Source organism: Marinobacter sp. MIT932201 (assembly GCF_047123295.1).
GTDB lineage: Bacteria > Pseudomonadota > Gammaproteobacteria > Pseudomonadales > Oleiphilaceae > Marinobacter > Marinobacter salsuginis.
Genome location: NZ_CP138917.1, coordinates 3,172,336 through 3,187,931, shown reverse-complemented (window position 1 = coordinate 3,187,931; position 15,596 = coordinate 3,172,336). Strand labels below are relative to the sequence as shown.

Below are 15,596 nucleotides of genomic sequence, written 5' to 3'. Positions count from 1 at the left end.
GCTTGCCTTGTTGTTCATTATTGTGAGGGAATGGTTGCAAGGATTTTGCTGGAGCAGGGGAGCAGAGACAAGCGCCATGGCTTATTGGCTGATTTGCAATTCCAGAGCGGGTGATGGTGAGCGAGGCCGGGACTTCTGGCTGGAGCACCTGGCATCCGCGGGTATCCGGGATCTTCACTGCCATGACTTTGAAGAGGCTGACTGGACCGAGAATCTGGGTTACCGGGATACCGTTATCGTTGCAGGGGGTGATGGCTCAGTGAACCGTGCGGCTGCTGTTTGCCGGGCGACAGGTGCCACGCTGGCCATTCTGCCCTCTGGAACCGCTAACGACTTTGCGCGGAATCTCGGCCTTCCTGACCAGCAGCAAGCCCTGTGCGAGCTGATTGCCAGCGGCATCACGCAAACGGTCGACGTTGCAGACTATGGCGATGGCATCTTCCTGAATGTAGCCCATATCGGCATGGGGACCTTGCCTGCGAGGGAGTCCCGTGGTGCTGAGAAAAAAATCCTCGGGCGTTTCAGCTACGGTGTGGAATTGCTGCGTCGGTTGAACGCAAAAAGAGGTTTCCGGGCAACCATCCGATGCGATCGGGGTGTGGTCAAGGGACGGTGGCTTTCCATTGCAGTGGCCAGTGGCGCTTTTTTCGGGGGCGGCAACGAGATTCCCGAGGCGTCGGCCAGCGATGGTCAGCTGGATATCATCGCCATCCGGCCACGACCAATTCTTCAGCTTCTGTTCACGTTTCTGATGGTCCGCCTGAACAGGCAGGCTCCGCAACGGACCAGCACCCTGGTCCATATCAAAAGCCAGCGCTGTCTGGTGCATACCGGCAAACCAAAAACGGTGACGGCCGATGGTGATGTGGTCTCCCGCACCCCTCTCAACGTAGTGTGTAAGCAGGGCAGCCTGCGTGTGATCGGGTCGAAGGTCGTCAGCACCGCCGCCAACACCGAAGACCGATTAGGTATGCCCGGCACCGGATGAAGGGTTGCTGAAGGGTTGCTAAAAAATGGCGGGCTTTCAGATACGTTTTGTCACTGACTTTTCCCGCAGGAAACGCAATCATGGGCTTTGCTGGCATAATCAACCACAATGGCTGACATTAAATGCCAGAGTGTCGCTTTTGCAACCATATTTCTTATTTCTGGCCTCCCGTTGCGGCCGCCTGACTTCCGTTCCAGCTGAATCGTCGAAAAGGACTAGAGAATGCCCACAGAAACTGCATCGCTCTCCTCGAAGGTAATCAAAGGCATAAAAACCGGCATCATCGCGCTAACGCTGTCTGCCATCGGTCAACCGCTTCTTGCAGCCGAGCGTCTGTATATCTTTACCGAAAACTACCCTCCCTATAACGCCTCTGAAACCGGAAAAGGTTTTGCCCACAACGAAGAGGACATTACCGGCATCTGCACGGATATGGTGAAAGCCATGCTTTCCCGGGTCGACTACGACTATGTCATGAAAATGCGGGACTGGAGCTACGCCTATAACTGGGTTCAGGACAGGGAAAATCATGGACTTTTCTGCACCGCACGAACCGACGAGCGGGAAGACCAGTTTCAATGGGTGGGGCCTCTGGCATCCATCAAGTGGACACTCTTTGCTGCACCGGATTCCGACATCACACTGGATTCGCTGGAAGATGCCAAAGACCTGAGAATCGCAGGCTACAAGGGCGATGTGATGTCCGAGTACCTGGTCGATCAGGGTTTCAACGTAATCATGGGTATTTCCGGGGACGTGAATACCCGTCGTCTCACCCTGGGCCAGGCGGATCTCTGGGTAACCGATGGTCTGGTTGGTCCCCTGGTGGCGGAAGAGGAGCACGGGATCACCGGGCTGAAGCCCGTGCTGGTGTTCCGGGAAACGCCCATGTATCTGGCATTCAGCAACAATACCGATCCGGCGGTGATCGAAGATCTTCAACGGGCTCTGGATCAGGCCCGTGAAGCCGGAGAGATCGCCCGCATTGCGTCCAGCTACGAGTAAACATCCAGCGTTGCGCGGAAATATCAGAACCAGAGCCCGATCTGCGGATCGGGCTCTTTGTGTTCGATCATCAGGCCGTTCTGTTCGAGCAGGCCAATGAGCTTCTCGGTGTCTTCAATGTTCAGGAAGCCGCCAATTGATACTTCTGTATCCCGATGGGTGAGTGACAGTTTGGCCGGCGTGAACGGATGCGGCGGTGATTGGATCCGAAGCCGTGCATAGCGGGTGGGGAGCGTCCATTCTGCCTGCTTGCGTTTTCTGCCCTTCTCCAGATGAATGTCGTCACGGCTAATGGAGAGAACCTCCTGCCGCTGGCATGCCCGGGATGTGAGGTAGATGCCGCAGGCAAGCGCGACAAGTTCCAGCCCGGCAAACGGGATGATTACCCAGGCGCCTATGAGCGTGAATCCCGTGGCTATGAGGGCTGAAAGCACGAACAGGGCGGCCCAGATTCTGACATTGCCATGCCAGCTCAGGGAGCGGTTGGGGGTGAGAATTAGCCGGAAGCCGTCCGGATGTGGCAAGCGTTCCACCATGGAATCTGCCTCAGTATTAACGCGCCGCTTGACTTGATGATAGTCAATTATACGGTGAGCGCGACCTGATCAGATCTGGCAGTTGGCCGGCGGAACGGTCTCGAAAACCGAGCGGGCAGCCGCCAATTGATTCTGCAGCGAGGCAATGCGGGTATCGTGATTCGGGTGGGTGGAAAGAAATTCCAGCGGTTGTGCGCCTGAAGCCCGCGCCATATTCTGCCAGAGGCGAACACTCTGGTCCGGTTCGAAGCCGGCTCGGGCCATGATTTCCAGACCCATCAGATCCGCCTCCTCCTCATGGGCACGGCTGAACGGCAGGGTGATGCCCAGTTGGGCACCGATGCCGAGGGCCTGCTGAATCTGGTCCTCTGCAATTTCGCTCTCGGTGAACAGGCCGATCAGCAGCATGCCTGCCTGCAGGCCCAGCTGCTGGGTTAAACGTTCATTGCCATGGTCAGCAAGAACGTGAGCAATTTCATGCCCAATGACTGTCGCCAGCTGTGCCTGGTTTTCCGCGAGCTGCAGTAGCCCTGAATGCACGCCGATCTTGCCTCCGGGCAGGGCGAAGGCGTTAGGTGTGTGGTCCTCAAAGACGGCCACCTCCCAGGATTGGGGCATCGGTGCCCCGGGATATTCTGTCTGGGCCGCACTGACCAGGGCCTCTGTAATGCATTGTACAAGGCGGTTGACATCTGGTCTTGTGATTACCGGGTTCTGCTGCTTCATCTGCTCGAAGCTGTCCTGGCCCATGTCCGCCAGAACGGCGTCGGGAACCAGGGCCAGCCGGTTCCGACCGGTGGGAGATTCCTGGCAGCCGGTCAGGAATGTGACAGTTACGAGGATAAGCAAAAGCGATTTCAAGCAGCGCTCCGATACTGTTGCTGGAGATTGTACTGTCAGCAACAGTAGCGTTATTTTCGTCTCTTCGCACTAACCGGTAGGCCAATACAGCGTCTTTAATCGGGCACATCGGAGACACTGTCGACCACCGCCGCGTAAAGATCCCGCGTGGACGCCAGGGCGCCATCGTGCACCTCCTGGGCGGACAGTACCTTGCCGTTGGCAGCCTGCAAAGGACGGGTGGCGGTGGCGCTGGCGACGACGGTCGGCGTGTATCCCAGATTGAAGCCGCCGTGAGCGGTCGAGTTGACGCACATGTGGGTCATGAAGCCCGCAAGGATGATGTTCTTCACGCCTTTGGCTTTGAGCTGCTCATCAAGATCCGTCTGCACGAACGAGTTCGGGAAGTTCTTGGTTATCACCGGCTCGCCCTCGATGGGCGCGACAACATCGGCTATGGCCCCGATGTGATCATTGATGTCATAGGGAGAGCCGGGGCCGGCATCGTGCCGGATGTGAAAGATCGGGATGCCCAGCGCCCGGGCTCTTTCCAGCAACTTTTTCCCTTCTTCCAGAGCGTTCTCGACCCCTTCAAGTTTCATAATGCCTTCCCGATAGGTGTTCTGGCAGTCGATCATGATCAGGGCGGATTCGGAAAGGCCTGAGGGCGTGTGGCCAAGGCCTTTAAGGTCTCTGAGGGTAGTGGAGGCTGTTGTCATGGTTGTTCTCCTGTTGTTGGTCGCTAAGGAATCAGTGCAACATGGGTTGACCAGGTGTTACATACGACGATAAACCCGTTTCGATGGGTCTTTGGTAGGATGGTCGCAGATAACGTTGGGGATGGGTTGATATGAAGGTAATGTTGCTGGGTGCCACAGGTTTGACCGGTGGCAAGGTGCTGCCGGGTTTGCTGGTCAGGGATGAAGTTTCGCAGGTGGTGGCGCTGGTGCGGCACAAACTGCCCACTCTGCATGACAAGCTGGCCCAGCATGAGGTGGATTTCGACAAACTGGAGAATCACGCCGAGCTGTTCGATGTGGATGTGATTATCTGCTGCCTGGGTACCACCATCAAAAAAGCGGGCTCACAGGAGCAGTTCCGGAAGGTGGATCTGGGGTACCCTCTGAAAGCGGGAGAACTCGGTCGCTCCCAGGGTGTGCGGGCGTTTATCCTGATGTCCGCCATTGGTGCCTCATCCTCGTCGACCATTTTCTATAACCGGGTAAAGGGCGAGCTGGAGGACGCGCTGAGAGATCTCGACTATCCCTATCTGTCCATTTATCACCCGAGCCTGTTGTTGGGCGACCGAAAAGAACAGCGCACCGCCGAGGCCCTGGGCATAAAAGCGATGCCTTTGGTCAACCGACTGCTGATTGGTCCCCTGGACAAATACCGCGGTATCGAGGCGCAGACGGTAGCCGATGCCATGGTCAATGAGGCCTGCAGCCTGGCCTCACAACCGGCTGCCGAGCAGGTGGTTCAGACTCGCGAGTACGATGAGATTGTCCAGTTGGCGGGTTGAGCCGGTTATTTGCCGTTCAGAATACCGAGGACCAGGCGGCCGGCCAGGCCAAGCAGAATGGCGCCAAAGATACGCTCGAACCACACGGCCTTCTGCCTGAGCAGGGTAAGCCATTTCGGGTTGGAGAAAAGCCAGGCAACAATCAGGTACCAGCTGGTATCAATGACAAGGGCGGTTGCGGCGTAGCCGAACTTGGCCATCAGGCTGGTGTCGGTGCCCACGACCTGGCTGAAAAGCGCCAGAAAGAAGACGGCGATTTTCGGGTTGAAGAAGGCAATCAGAAAGCCGTCGCGGGCGGCACTCTTGGTGGTAGGCGGCTCGGGCAGTTCGTCATCCGGCTGCCGTTTTGCCATCAGCCCTTTCATTCCCAGCCAGGCGAGATACAGGGCGCCGCCCCACTGCAGGATTGAAAACGCCGTTGGCGAGGCGGTGATGATGGCGGCCAGCCCGAGAATGCTCAGGAAGGCATAGATGCCGACACCGATGCCGTGGGAAAGGGCGGTAATGACGCCGTTGCGTCGACCGCCGGTAAGCGTCTGTTTGAGGACCAGGGCCAATGACGGGCCCGGCGACATGGCGCCCAGAACGCAGATGGTGACAACGGCCAACCAGGTGGCAAGCGTCATGATGAGTCAGTCCTTTGCAAATGAAACAGGCTGCCAAGTCTAGCAGCCTGATCACCATCAAAAACCTGGAAACTGCAACCAGTTCAATACTCACTCACCGGCCAGAATCCAGCGGGCGGCCTTTTCCGCAATCATCAGGGTTGGGGAGTTGGTGTTGCCGCTGGTGATGGTGGGCATGACCCCGGCATCCACCACGCGCAGTCCGGCCACGCCCCGGACCCGAAGGTGCGGGTCAACTACTGCCTGGTCATCATCGGCCCGCCCCATGCGGGTTGTTCCCACCGGATGAAAGATCGTAGTGCCGATGTCGCCCGCCAGCTTGGCCAGTTCGTCGTCGGTCTGGTACTCAAGGCCTGGTTTGAATTCCTCGGGCTGGTACTGCTGGAAAGCCGGTTGTTCGGCAATACGGCGCGTCACCCTCAGAGAGTCGGCAGCCACTTTGCGGTCTTCCGGCGTACTCAGGTAATTCGGCGAAATGGCCGGCGCCTGCTTTGGATCGTTACTGCGGATGCGCACGGTGCCCCGGCTGGTGGGGTTCAGGTTGCAAACGCTGGCGGTGATGGCCGGGAAATTGTGAAGTGGTTGGCCGAATGCGTCCAGGCTCAGGGGCTGAACGTGGTATTCGATGTTGGCGTGTTTGTACTCCTCGGAGCTGCGGGTGAACAGGCACAGCTGTGACGGCGCCATGCTCATGGGGCCGGAACGGGTGAGAAGATACTCCAGGCCGATACGGGCCTTTCCGATCAGGGAGTTGGCCATAGTGTTCAGGGTTGTGGCGCCTTTTACCTTGTACACGGACCGGATCTGCAAGTGATCCTGGAGGTTCTCCCCAACGCCAGGAAGGTCGGCAACCACATCAATTCCGTGCTCGTTCAGAAGGTCGGCAGGGCCAATGCCGGAAAGCTGGAGCAGCTGAGGTGAACCAATGGCGCCCGCGGACAGGATGACTTCTCGTTTTGCCCGGGCGATGACGTCATCGCCGCCAGAGCGCTCGACCCGGACGCCGACACAGCGGGGCCCTGAGCCGGAGTTCTCTGTTTCCAGGCCCAGCACCTGGGTAGAGTGCCACAGGGTCAGGTTGGGTCGCTTTTCGGCGTCCCTGAGGAATGCTTTGGATGTGTTCCAGCGCCAGCCGGAGCGCTGGTTTACTTCAAAGTAGTCCACGCCCTCGTTGTCGCCGCGGTTGAAATCCCGCGTACGCGGTATGCCAGCCTCAACGCAGGCGGTTGCGAAGTCCTCCAGCACTTTCCACTTCAGGCGCTGGTGCTCCACACGCCATTCGCCGCCGTGGCCGTGATACTTGTGGTGCTCCGGGTCAGCATCGCCGCCATCATCAAGACGATAATGGTCCTCGTGGCGCATGAAATCGGGAAGGCAGTTGTCCCAGTTCCAGGCGTCCTCGCCGGTCATCTCGGCCCAGTGGTTGTAATCCCGTGCCTGACCGCGAATGTAAAGCATCCCGTTTATGCTGGAACACCCCCCGAGCGTCTTGCCCCGTGGGTAAATCAGGGAACGGCCATTCAGGCCGGGGTCCGGCTCGGTGCGGAAGCGCCAATCCGTGCGTGGGTTGTCGATGCAGTACAGGTAGCCGACCGGGATGTGAATCCAGTGGTAGTTATCCCGCCCACCTGCCTCAATGAGCAATACCCGGTTCTCCGGGTTCGCGCTCAGGCGATTGGCGAGCAGGCAGCCGGCTGAGCCGGCGCCTACCACGATATAGTCGAATTCCTGCTGTCCCGTCGCGTTATTGTTGTCGGGCATGGCGCTCTCTCCGCAGCTCCGTCAGTCGTTATTTGGCTGTTGGCATCACAAATTCGGCGCCGGCATCAATGGAATCAGACCAGCGCTGCATGATGGATTTCTGGCGCGTGTAGAACTTTACGCCCTCTTCGCCGTAGGCGTGGGTATCGCCGAACATGGAGCGCTTCCAGCCACCAAAGCCATGCCATGCCATGGGTACCGGGATGGGTACGTTGATTCCGACCATGCCGACCTGGATCCTGCGGCCAAATTCCCGAGCCACGCTGCCGCTCTCGGTAAAGCAGCTTACGCCGTTACCAAATTCATGATCATTGATCAGGCGGATGGCGGTGGCGATATCCGGCACCCGGACACAGGCCAGAACCGGGCCAAAGATTTCTTCTTTGTAAATCGTCATCTCGGGCGTGACATGATCAAACAGTGAACCGCCCATCCAGAAGCCATCGGCACAGCCCTCGCCAGTGTTCGATGCATCGAACTCACGGCCATCAACCACCAGTTCAGCGCCTTCGGCCACACCTTTGTCAATGTAGCCGGTAATACGCTGGTGTGCGGCGGCAGTCACAATCGGGCCCATCTCGGCATCAAGCTGTTCGCCGTTTTTTACTTTCAGGGCGCGGGCTCTTTCGGCAAGCCGGGGCATGATCTTGTCGGCAACATCGCCAACAAGCACGGCCACACTGATGGCCATGCAGCGTTCGCCGGCACTGCCGTAGGCGGCGCCGATCAGCGCGTCAACGGCTTTGTCCAGATCGGCATCCGGCATGACGACCATGTGGTTCTTGGCGCCGCCAAGGGCCTGAATGCGCTTGCCGTGTTTTGCGCCTTTCTCGTAGAGCAGGTTGGCAATGGGTGTAGAGCCGACAAAACTCAGGGCCTGAACATCGGGATGTTCAATGAGGGCGTTCACCGCCTCTTTGTCACCCTGGACCACATTGAATACGCCATCGGGCAGGCCAGCCTGTTTCAGCAGATCGGCAATCATCAGGGACGCGCTTGGGTCCAGCGGGCTGGGCTTCAAAACGAAGGTGTTCCCTGCGGCGATCGCTACCGGAAACATCCACATGGGCACCATGGCCGGGAAGTTGAAGGGGGTTATGCCGGCGACCACGCCCAGGGGCTGGCGGGTGGTCCAGTTGTCGATTCCGGTGCTGACCTGCTCGGTGTAATCGCCTTTCAGAAGCTGGGGAATACCACAGGCAAACTCGACAATGTCGATGCCCCGGGCCACTTCGCCCTGGGCGTCTGTGAACACCTTGCCGTGTTCCGCGGTGATGGCACGGGCCAGATCATCCTTGTGCGTGTTCAACAGCTCCAGAAACTTGAACATGACCCGTGCCCGGCGAATGGGCGGGGTGTCGGCCCAGGCGGGGAAGGCGGCATCGGCGGCAGCGACAGCAGCGTTCACATCCTCGCGGTTGGCCAGGGCCACCCGTCCGGTTGCCTGGCCGGTAGCCGGGTTGAATACCTCCTGGGAGTGGCTGGATGTGCCGGGAGATATTTGGCCATTAATATAATGCTGGATGGTTGCTTCGGTCATGGATGCCTCTGTCTGTTCGTGCTCAGCCTCTAAAATGGGACAGAATGTTTGATTCTGCGGGCTAAAATGAGCGTTGATTAATATCTGACCATATAGGTTAGGGGTGGCTATTGGGTAAAGCAATTGAGATTTTTAAAAGCACAATATAAGTTAATCTTATATCGTGTCCTGTAAGCGAGGTCTTCTATGCATCCCCTTCAGAGCCTTCGGGCATTCGTTACCGTGGCGCGGGAGGGTAGCGTTTCCCGTGCAGCAATTCGCCTTCACCTGACCCAGCCCGCCGTTAGCCTGAAGCTTAAGCAATTGCAGGATGAGTTAGGGCTGAAACTGTTTCTACGCAAACCCCAGGGGCTGGTCCTGACACCGGATGGCCAGGCTCTGCTCCCGCCGGCAGAGAAAGCGCTGGCAGCCGTGGCCGCCTTTGAGCAGAGCGCCCGGGCGATGCACAGCACGCTGCGAGGGCGATTGCGCATCGGTACCATTGTGGATCCAGAATTCATCCGTCTCGGTGCGTTTCTGCGCCGGTTGGTCGAACGGGCGCCTCAACTGGAGACCGAACTAAGGCAGGGCATGAGCGGCAGCGTATTGGAGCAGGTACGGGATGGCCGGCTCGACGTCGGCTTTTTTCTGGCTCCGCCGGGTGTTGGGCCGGGGTCACTGGCACCCGATGTGACTCATCGTGAGCTGACCCGGTTCAACTATTATGTTGTTGCCCCCGCGGGCTGGGGGCCGAGAATTCGGTCTGTGCAATGGTCTGATCTGGCCACCATGCCCTGGATTGTGACGCCCGAGGACTCCGTTCATCACCGGCTACTCAAAGGCACTCTGGATCCCATGGGCTTAATGCCCCGTGGCGTGGCTCAGGTCGATCAGGAGGCCTGCATGCTGGACCTGGTTCGGGCCGGAGTGGGCCTCAGCCTCGCCAGGGATGCGCTGGCCATGGCTGAGCGCCAGGAAACCGGTCTGGAAATTGTCGATGGGGTACAGTTGCCTTGCGCACTCAGTTTTATATGGCACCGGGACCGGCAGGACGAGCCGCTGATAGCCGAGGCGCTGGAAGCCCTTGCGGGCGTCTGGGCTGTTAGCCCAGCGTAGCATCCAGGAACATCATCACCGCGAAACCGACCATCAGGCAGAAGGTGGACATGATCTTCCACTGGCGATGGTGAGTTTCCGGGATGATCTCATTGCTGATGATGAACAGCATGGCGCCCGCTGCGAAGCCCAGGGTCCAGGGCATCAGGGGCTCGGCCAGCCACACGAGGGTAGCACCGAACAGGCCACCCAGGGGTTCGGCAAGGCCGGTCATGAGGGCGATGGCGAATGCCTTGGTGCGGGAATAATCGATGGCAAGCAGGGAAAATGCCACTGCCAGCCCTTCCGGGATGTTTTGAAGCCCGATGCCGGTGGCCAGCACGTACCCGTTATTGACGTCGCCGCCAGCAAAACCGACACCCACGGCCATGCCCTCGGGAAAGTTGTGAAGGGTGATGGCGACAATGAAAAGCCAGATGCCGCGAATATAGGAGGCGTCCGGTCCTTCCCGGCCCAGCTCAAAGTGCTGGTGTGGCAGTCTCTGGTGAACGAAATAGAGCGCGGCAGCTCCAGATAGCAGACCGAAAATGACGATCAGGGCGGAAGTCCAGGTTTCGCCGGTAATCTGCTCCCCATACTCCAGTCCCGGCAACAACAATGAAAAAAATGAAGCTGCGAGCATGACACCCGCGGCCGACGCGAGCATTCCGTCCTGCAGTTTATGGGTCAGGGTGCGAACAAGGAACACGCCCAGAGCGCCGACGCCGCTGGCGAGGCCTGCCAACAGACTGGCCATGGTTCCCAGCCAGACAATACTGATGTCAGAGGTCATTCAGTCTCCCTTTCGCTTGTGATGTCAGCATAGCAGTTCGAAGTAGCTACGCAGGAGAAACCCAGCTGGGTTCCTCCTGCAACATCGATAGGGAGGGAGAGACGATCAGGCGGCGTTTTGCTTGCGCCAGGCCAGTTCGTTGGTAATCGTGGCCTTCGGTTGCAGCATCGCGAAATCGATGTCTGCTATCTCTTTGCCGTCTTTGAGTCGCTGCACGAAGTCGGGGTTTGCGAGCGCTTTCTTGCCGACCGCAAGCAGGGTGTGGGGGAACTGGTTGGCAACGTCCTGGCAATTGGTTTCATCAATGCTGCCATTGAGGATCAGGTTGATGCCTTCAACGCTGGCCGCCACGCTAGCCAGACTTTCATCTCCTTCCACAAAGTGCTTCCGGTTCACGTCACCGTCGGTGGTGTGAACGAAGTCGGCACCGGCATCACGCACGGCCTCCACAATTTGGCGGAACCCTGCTGCACCTTCGGGCAACTGGTAGTCGGGGTCGGTTACGGTGCCCTGGGACAGTCGAATGCCGACGGTAAATTTCTCGCCAACAGCCTCTCTTACTGCGCGGACGACTTCCACCACCAGGCGAAGCCGGTTTTCCAGTGCTCCGCCGTACTCATCCTCGCGGCGATTGAAATACGTGCTCAGGAACTGATTCAACAGGTAGCCATTGGCACCGTGAATCTCAATACCGTCAAACCCGGCGGCCTTCGCATTGGCGGCGGATTGTGCGAAACCATCAACAGCCGCCTGAATGTCGGCCTTGGTCATGGCCGCAGGGGTTTGCCATTCAGTCTGGTCACCGTAAAACCCAAGCGGTGCGCCTTTGGGTGTGACTTCACTGGGGCCCTGGGGCTGTTCCGTGAAACGGTTTGCCTGGAACTGCGCGCCGGCGTGCATAAGCTGAACAAGCATTTTGCTGCCTGCGGCGTGAACCCTATCGACAATGGCTTTCCAGCCATCGATCTGTTCCTGGTTTATGATGCCGGGTTGGTTGGCATAGCCCTGACTTGCCTTGTCGTCGGTGTAGGTGCCTTCAGTGATCACCAGTCCGAAGCCGCCTTTTGCATAGCCTTCGTAGTGATCGGCCATCAGGGCATTCGGAGTGCCGTCTGGCTCTGCGCTGGTCCGCGTCATCGGTGCCAGGGCGAATCGGTTAGGTACCTCAATGGTGTTGAACTTTATGGATTGCATCACGTCGCTCATAGATACCCTCACATATAAGTGAATTGATGGGCACCTACTATCGGGCCGCGCCTCGGACTCTTAAAGCGAAGAATATCGACGCAGCCTGTCAATATTTTTGAACGATTATTCTGAGGAAGCGGATTTATTGTCCGAATGCCCAAGCGAGCGGTCCGGCGCAATCTGATCCCGAACCAGCTGTTTGAGTCTGGTAATTTCCGGGAAGCCACCGTCCTCCTTGCGAGACCAGATGCGTTTGTCATTGACCCATACCTCGAAAACCCCGCCAGTGCCGGGATGCAGGCTGAGCTCACTGATTTCACTTTCGAAGGTTGTCAGCAGCTCCTGTGCCATCCAGGCCGAGCGCAAAAGCCAGCGGCAACCGGTGCAGTAATGGATATCGATTTTGTTGGTCATCAGGAATCAATCCGTGTCATGGGTTGGATAGACCGAACGGGACAGGGTAGGGGCACAGCCGACGACGCCTCGGGCCTGTTTGTGGGCGTGGAGATACCAACGCTGGCCGGGTTCTGCAAATGTGGTTTTGCTCACGGAGAAGTCCGAATTTTCCATGGTTGCCGGAATTGGCGAGCCGTCGGCGTGGCGATATACACAGCTCACGCCGATGGTCAGCGCTGTGGCTACCGGTAGCTCAACAAAGCCATCCTCTCTTACATCCGGCTCTTCGCCATTGATAGCAATGATCTTGAGACAGGGGCCGTAATGCACCTTCTCGAGATCATCCAGGTATTCGTTGAGACAATGACTGGCGCTGACGAAGACAGTGTCGGCCTCAATCCCGTCCTGGCCGGCGGGCAGCGACTGGCACCCCTGGAGTATCAGTATCACGAAAGCCACGAGCGGGATCTGTTTCATGATTTCTCCTCAACTGATGGGTGTATCCTGTTTCAGAGCTTTGCCCGTTCCGGATTCGAGACGGATACCGGTGTAGTGTAGCGCGTATCCCCCTCGGCGGTTTTCCGGAGCTGGTCGATCAGGCGGGAGTCGCGATTGTACAAATCATTGCGGAACTGCAGTTGTCCCTCGTTATCCACCCACGACGTCCAGTACTGGATATGCACAGGCACGGGTTTCGGGAGCACGACCGTCTCCGGTTCTGCCCCGGAAACCACCCGGTCAATCTTTTCCCTGGACCAGCCGGGCGCCGATGCCAGAAGCCGCTCTGCGAGATCGAACGGTTGCTCCACCCGGATACAGCCTGAACTGAACGATCGCTCGGCCCGGGAAAAAAGCCCGCGACCCGGCGTATCGTGCAGGTAAACATCGTACTGATTCGGAAACATGAACTTAACCTGGCCCAGGGCATTCTGGGGGCCGGGTTCCTGCACCAATTGGTACGGGAAGTTATTCCGGTTCAGTGATGACCAGTCAACGTCCAGCGGATCCAGCTTTTGCCGGTCAGCGCCCCAGCCACGGTAAACGCTGATATTGAGTCGGGAGAGATAGTCCGGATCGCGGACGATTTGTGGCAACTGATCCTGAATCATCACTGTGCGCGGTACGGTCCAGGTGGGATTAAATACCAGATACCGGATGCGGTCGCTGAACACCGGGGTTTGACGGAAGGGCTGGCCCACGATCACCCGTTTGCGCAGCACTTCTTCCCCGTTTTCGACCATCTTCATTTCAAATCCGGCAATATTGACCAATACATAAGTGTCGCCCAGGGTTTCCGGCAGCCAGCGCCAACGTTCGAGCGTGGCGTCAATCTGGCGCAGTCGTTCCACCGGCATCAGGTTAAGGGCCGTTACGGTGTCGCGCCCGATAAGACCATCGGATTCAAGACCATGTCGGGCCTGGAAACCCATCATTGCGGCTTCAAGTTCCGCATCGTAGACAAGAGGATCCGTACCGGTTTCAGTTCCCTGCGCAAGCTCTCCCAACAGAGAGAGTCTGCGGCGAATTTCACTCAGCCGCTCATCCCTGTCCCCGGGGCGAATGGTCGGGCGAGAGGCCAGAGGTAGCCAGGGCTGGCCCAGCAATCTGGTCAGGTCCTGTCGTGCAGTCATCAACTTTCGGTAGGCGGGATCGGATGGCCGCAACGAATCCAGTGTGCCGGTAATGTCCGTGCGCTCCAACGCATCCCGCAGCACGGATTCCATCTGGCGTTGGCGCCGATTGGCCGTCCACTCTGCGTGGACCGTTTTTGGGTTGACCTTGCCGACCAGCATATGTGAGCTGAGCATCAGAAAGGCGTCAGAGAAAAGCAGATCCAGATCGGCCCTCAGGTCCTCAGAGAAATCGCTCATGGGTCTGAGCGTCAGCCCGGAAAGAATATCCGCGTGATAGTCAGCCGGGTTCAGGCCGTCATCGCTGGCTTGTTCAACCGAATCAATCAATTGCCGGCGAAGCTCGGCTGATTGCCATACTCGCTGGTATCCGTTGGAGCCATAAAAGGCAGACAGTGCCTGATGGGCCATTAACCTGTTTCCGAGCACCTGCACCGGGAAACCGGCCTCCATGGCTTCAATCCTGGAGACAATGGCTTCGTCTGCGGCAAGACAGCTGGGTTGCCAGAGGGTGGCAAACAGGGCAAACAAGGTCGGGGCGAGGTAACAACGTCTGATTCCATGCATGGATGTTCTCCACCTCATCCTTGAGAGGCATTAAATTGCGGTGGTCGGAGGGACGATACTTTGATGCTACCACAGTGGCATTTGTTCCCCACCTGGTCGCCGGAAAAGATCCTTCCGCAGCGGTTCCTCTTCATGGAGGTTGAGCCCAAGCCGTCGTGCCTTTTTGGTGAAGCGTTGGCGAATCAGATCCGAGTAGGGGCCCGTGCCGGTCATCCTGCGGCCGAAGGTGGCGTCGTAACTCTTGCCGCCTCGCAGGTCGCGCATCCGGTTCATCACATGCTCTGCCCTTTGCGGAAAATGCCGGTGCAGCCAGTCCTGGAACAGTTCGTCCAGTTCGTGGGGCAATCGGAGCATAATCCAGCTGGCGCGGGTAGCGCCCGCGTCCGCAGCGGCTTCGAGAATGGACTCGATTTCTTGATCGTTGATGAAGGGGATCACCGGCCCAAGGATAATCCCGGTTGGAATGCCGGCCGCCGAGAGCTGCCTGATCATCTTCAGGCGAGTGGCCGGAGCGGCTGTCCTTGGCTCCATGCGTCGTTTCAGATCGTTGCTGAGACTGGTGAGGCTGATACGCACAGAACAGAGCCCCTCGGAGGCCATATTGGCGAGAAGATCAAGGTCCCTCAGAATGAGAGCACCCTTGGTAATGATCGATACCGGGTGGCGGTACTCGGCAAGAACTTCCAGCACCTGGCGGGTGATTTTCTGATCCCGTTCAAGGGGCTGGTAGGCATCGGTATTGACGCCCAGGGCAATCGGCGAAACCCGGTAGCCGGGCTTGTCCAATTCTTCTCGCAGCTGCGCTGCAGCGTTCGGCTTGGCGATCAGCCGGGTCTCGAAATCCAGCCCTGGTGACATGTCCCAGTACGCATGGGTAGGGCGGGCAAAGCAGTAAATACACGCGTGCTCGCAGCCGCGATAGGGGTTTATGGACTGATCAGATGGCACATCCGGAGAGGTATTGCGGCTGATGATGGATCTTGCGGTTTCCTGAATGACTTCAGTGGCCAGGGTATCGGGATTGAGGTCGTCCTCGGGATCGTTATACCAGTCGGGGTCGACCTCTCGGTCAGTAACAATGGGCTGGAAACGGTTGTGGGGATTCAGGGCGGTGGCGCGAGTTTTCATG

The 15,596-nt window shown here is 58.1% G+C and carries 16 protein-coding genes; 4 read left to right on the top strand and 12 right to left on the bottom strand.

Features of this window, described 5'->3' with window-relative positions:
- The first annotated feature begins 76 nt into the window (after nt 1-76).
- Both SIC15_RS14590 and SIC15_RS14585 read left to right on the top strand, forming a co-directional pair.
- On the top strand, nt 77-988 hold the full coding sequence (locus tag SIC15_RS14590) for a diacylglycerol/lipid kinase family protein (protein ID WP_412536277.1): 912 nt from the start codon (nt 77-79) through the stop codon (nt 986-988).
- A gap of 222 nt (nt 989-1,210) precedes the next feature.
- Entirely contained in the window at nt 1,211-1,993 is a 783-nt protein-coding gene (locus tag SIC15_RS14585) for a substrate-binding periplasmic protein (RefSeq protein ID WP_209400662.1), read from the top strand.
- Nucleotides 1,994-2,016: 23 nt separating this feature from the next.
- Here the strand turns inward: SIC15_RS14585 and SIC15_RS14580 are convergent, their stop codons facing one another.
- The 3 genes from SIC15_RS14580 to SIC15_RS14570 all read right to left on the bottom strand — a co-directional run bounded on the left by SIC15_RS14580 (nt 2,017) and on the right by SIC15_RS14570 (nt 4,088).
- On the bottom strand, nt 2,017-2,529 hold the full coding sequence (locus SIC15_RS14580; protein ID WP_291906167.1) for a DUF2244 domain-containing protein: 513 nt from the start codon (nt 2,527-2,529) through the stop codon (nt 2,017-2,019).
- Between the two features lie 69 nt (nt 2,530-2,598).
- Nucleotides 2,599-3,390, bottom strand: a complete 792-nt coding sequence (locus SIC15_RS14575; RefSeq protein WP_412536276.1) for a M48 family metallopeptidase — start codon at nt 3,388-3,390, stop codon at nt 2,599-2,601.
- Nucleotides 3,391-3,485: 95 nt separating this feature from the next.
- The gene (locus SIC15_RS14570) at nt 3,486-4,088 is read right to left on the bottom strand and encodes a cysteine hydrolase family protein (RefSeq protein ID WP_412536275.1); all 603 of its coding nucleotides are present in this window, start codon (nt 4,086-4,088) and stop codon (nt 3,486-3,488) included.
- A gap of 131 nt (nt 4,089-4,219) precedes the next feature.
- Here SIC15_RS14570 and SIC15_RS14565 point away from each other — a divergent pair, with 131 nt between their 5' ends.
- Entirely contained in the window at nt 4,220-4,891 is a 672-nt protein-coding gene (locus SIC15_RS14565; RefSeq protein ID WP_412536274.1) for an NAD(P)H-binding protein, read from the top strand.
- 5 nt (nt 4,892-4,896) lie between these two features.
- Here SIC15_RS14565 and SIC15_RS14560 read toward each other — a convergent pair whose 3' ends face one another.
- The 3 genes from SIC15_RS14560 to SIC15_RS14550 all read right to left on the bottom strand — a co-directional run bounded on the left by SIC15_RS14560 (nt 4,897) and on the right by SIC15_RS14550 (nt 8,818).
- Nucleotides 4,897-5,517, bottom strand: a complete 621-nt coding sequence (locus tag SIC15_RS14560) for a LysE family translocator (protein WP_069182908.1) — start codon at nt 5,515-5,517, stop codon at nt 4,897-4,899.
- A gap of 90 nt (nt 5,518-5,607) precedes the next feature.
- Nucleotides 5,608-7,278, bottom strand: a complete 1,671-nt coding sequence (locus SIC15_RS14555; RefSeq protein WP_412536273.1) for a GMC family oxidoreductase — start codon at nt 7,276-7,278, stop codon at nt 5,608-5,610.
- A 28-nt stretch (nt 7,279-7,306) separates the two neighbouring features.
- Nucleotides 7,307-8,818: a CoA-acylating methylmalonate-semialdehyde dehydrogenase gene (locus tag SIC15_RS14550; protein WP_412536272.1), complete on the bottom strand. Its 1,512-nt coding sequence runs from the start codon at nt 8,816-8,818 to the stop codon at nt 7,307-7,309.
- A gap of 186 nt (nt 8,819-9,004) precedes the next feature.
- Between SIC15_RS14550 and SIC15_RS14545 the strand changes: the two genes are divergently transcribed.
- On the top strand, nt 9,005-9,913 hold the full coding sequence (locus SIC15_RS14545) for a LysR family transcriptional regulator (protein WP_153633801.1): 909 nt from the start codon (nt 9,005-9,007) through the stop codon (nt 9,911-9,913).
- Here the strand turns inward: SIC15_RS14545 and SIC15_RS14540 are convergent.
- From SIC15_RS14540 to SIC15_RS14515, 6 genes are all read right to left on the bottom strand, one after another.
- The gene (locus SIC15_RS14540) at nt 9,900-10,685 is read right to left on the bottom strand and encodes a ZIP family metal transporter (RefSeq protein WP_069182912.1); all 786 of its coding nucleotides are present in this window, start codon (nt 10,683-10,685) and stop codon (nt 9,900-9,902) included. The genes SIC15_RS14545 and SIC15_RS14540 overlap by 14 nt on opposite strands.
- A gap of 105 nt (nt 10,686-10,790) precedes the next feature.
- Nucleotides 10,791-11,891, bottom strand: coding sequence for a tRNA-dihydrouridine synthase (locus SIC15_RS14535; protein ID WP_412536271.1), 1,101 nt, complete (start codon nt 11,889-11,891; stop codon nt 10,791-10,793).
- A gap of 105 nt (nt 11,892-11,996) precedes the next feature.
- A complete protein-coding gene (locus SIC15_RS14530; protein WP_136629409.1) occupies nt 11,997-12,287 on the bottom strand; it encodes a SelT/SelW/SelH family protein in 291 nt (96 codons plus the stop codon).
- 6 nt (nt 12,288-12,293) lie between these two features.
- Nucleotides 12,294-12,746, bottom strand: coding sequence for a hypothetical protein (locus tag SIC15_RS14525; protein WP_412536270.1), 453 nt, complete (start codon nt 12,744-12,746; stop codon nt 12,294-12,296).
- Nucleotides 12,747-12,778: 32 nt separating this feature from the next.
- Nucleotides 12,779-14,467, bottom strand: a complete 1,689-nt coding sequence (locus SIC15_RS14520; RefSeq protein ID WP_412536269.1) for a L,D-transpeptidase family protein — start codon at nt 14,465-14,467, stop codon at nt 12,779-12,781.
- Nucleotides 14,468-14,533: 66 nt separating this feature from the next.
- The gene (locus SIC15_RS14515; RefSeq protein WP_412536268.1) at nt 14,534-15,595 is read right to left on the bottom strand and encodes a PA0069 family radical SAM protein; all 1,062 of its coding nucleotides are present in this window, start codon (nt 15,593-15,595) and stop codon (nt 14,534-14,536) included.
- Nucleotide 15,596: the final 1 nt, after the last annotated feature.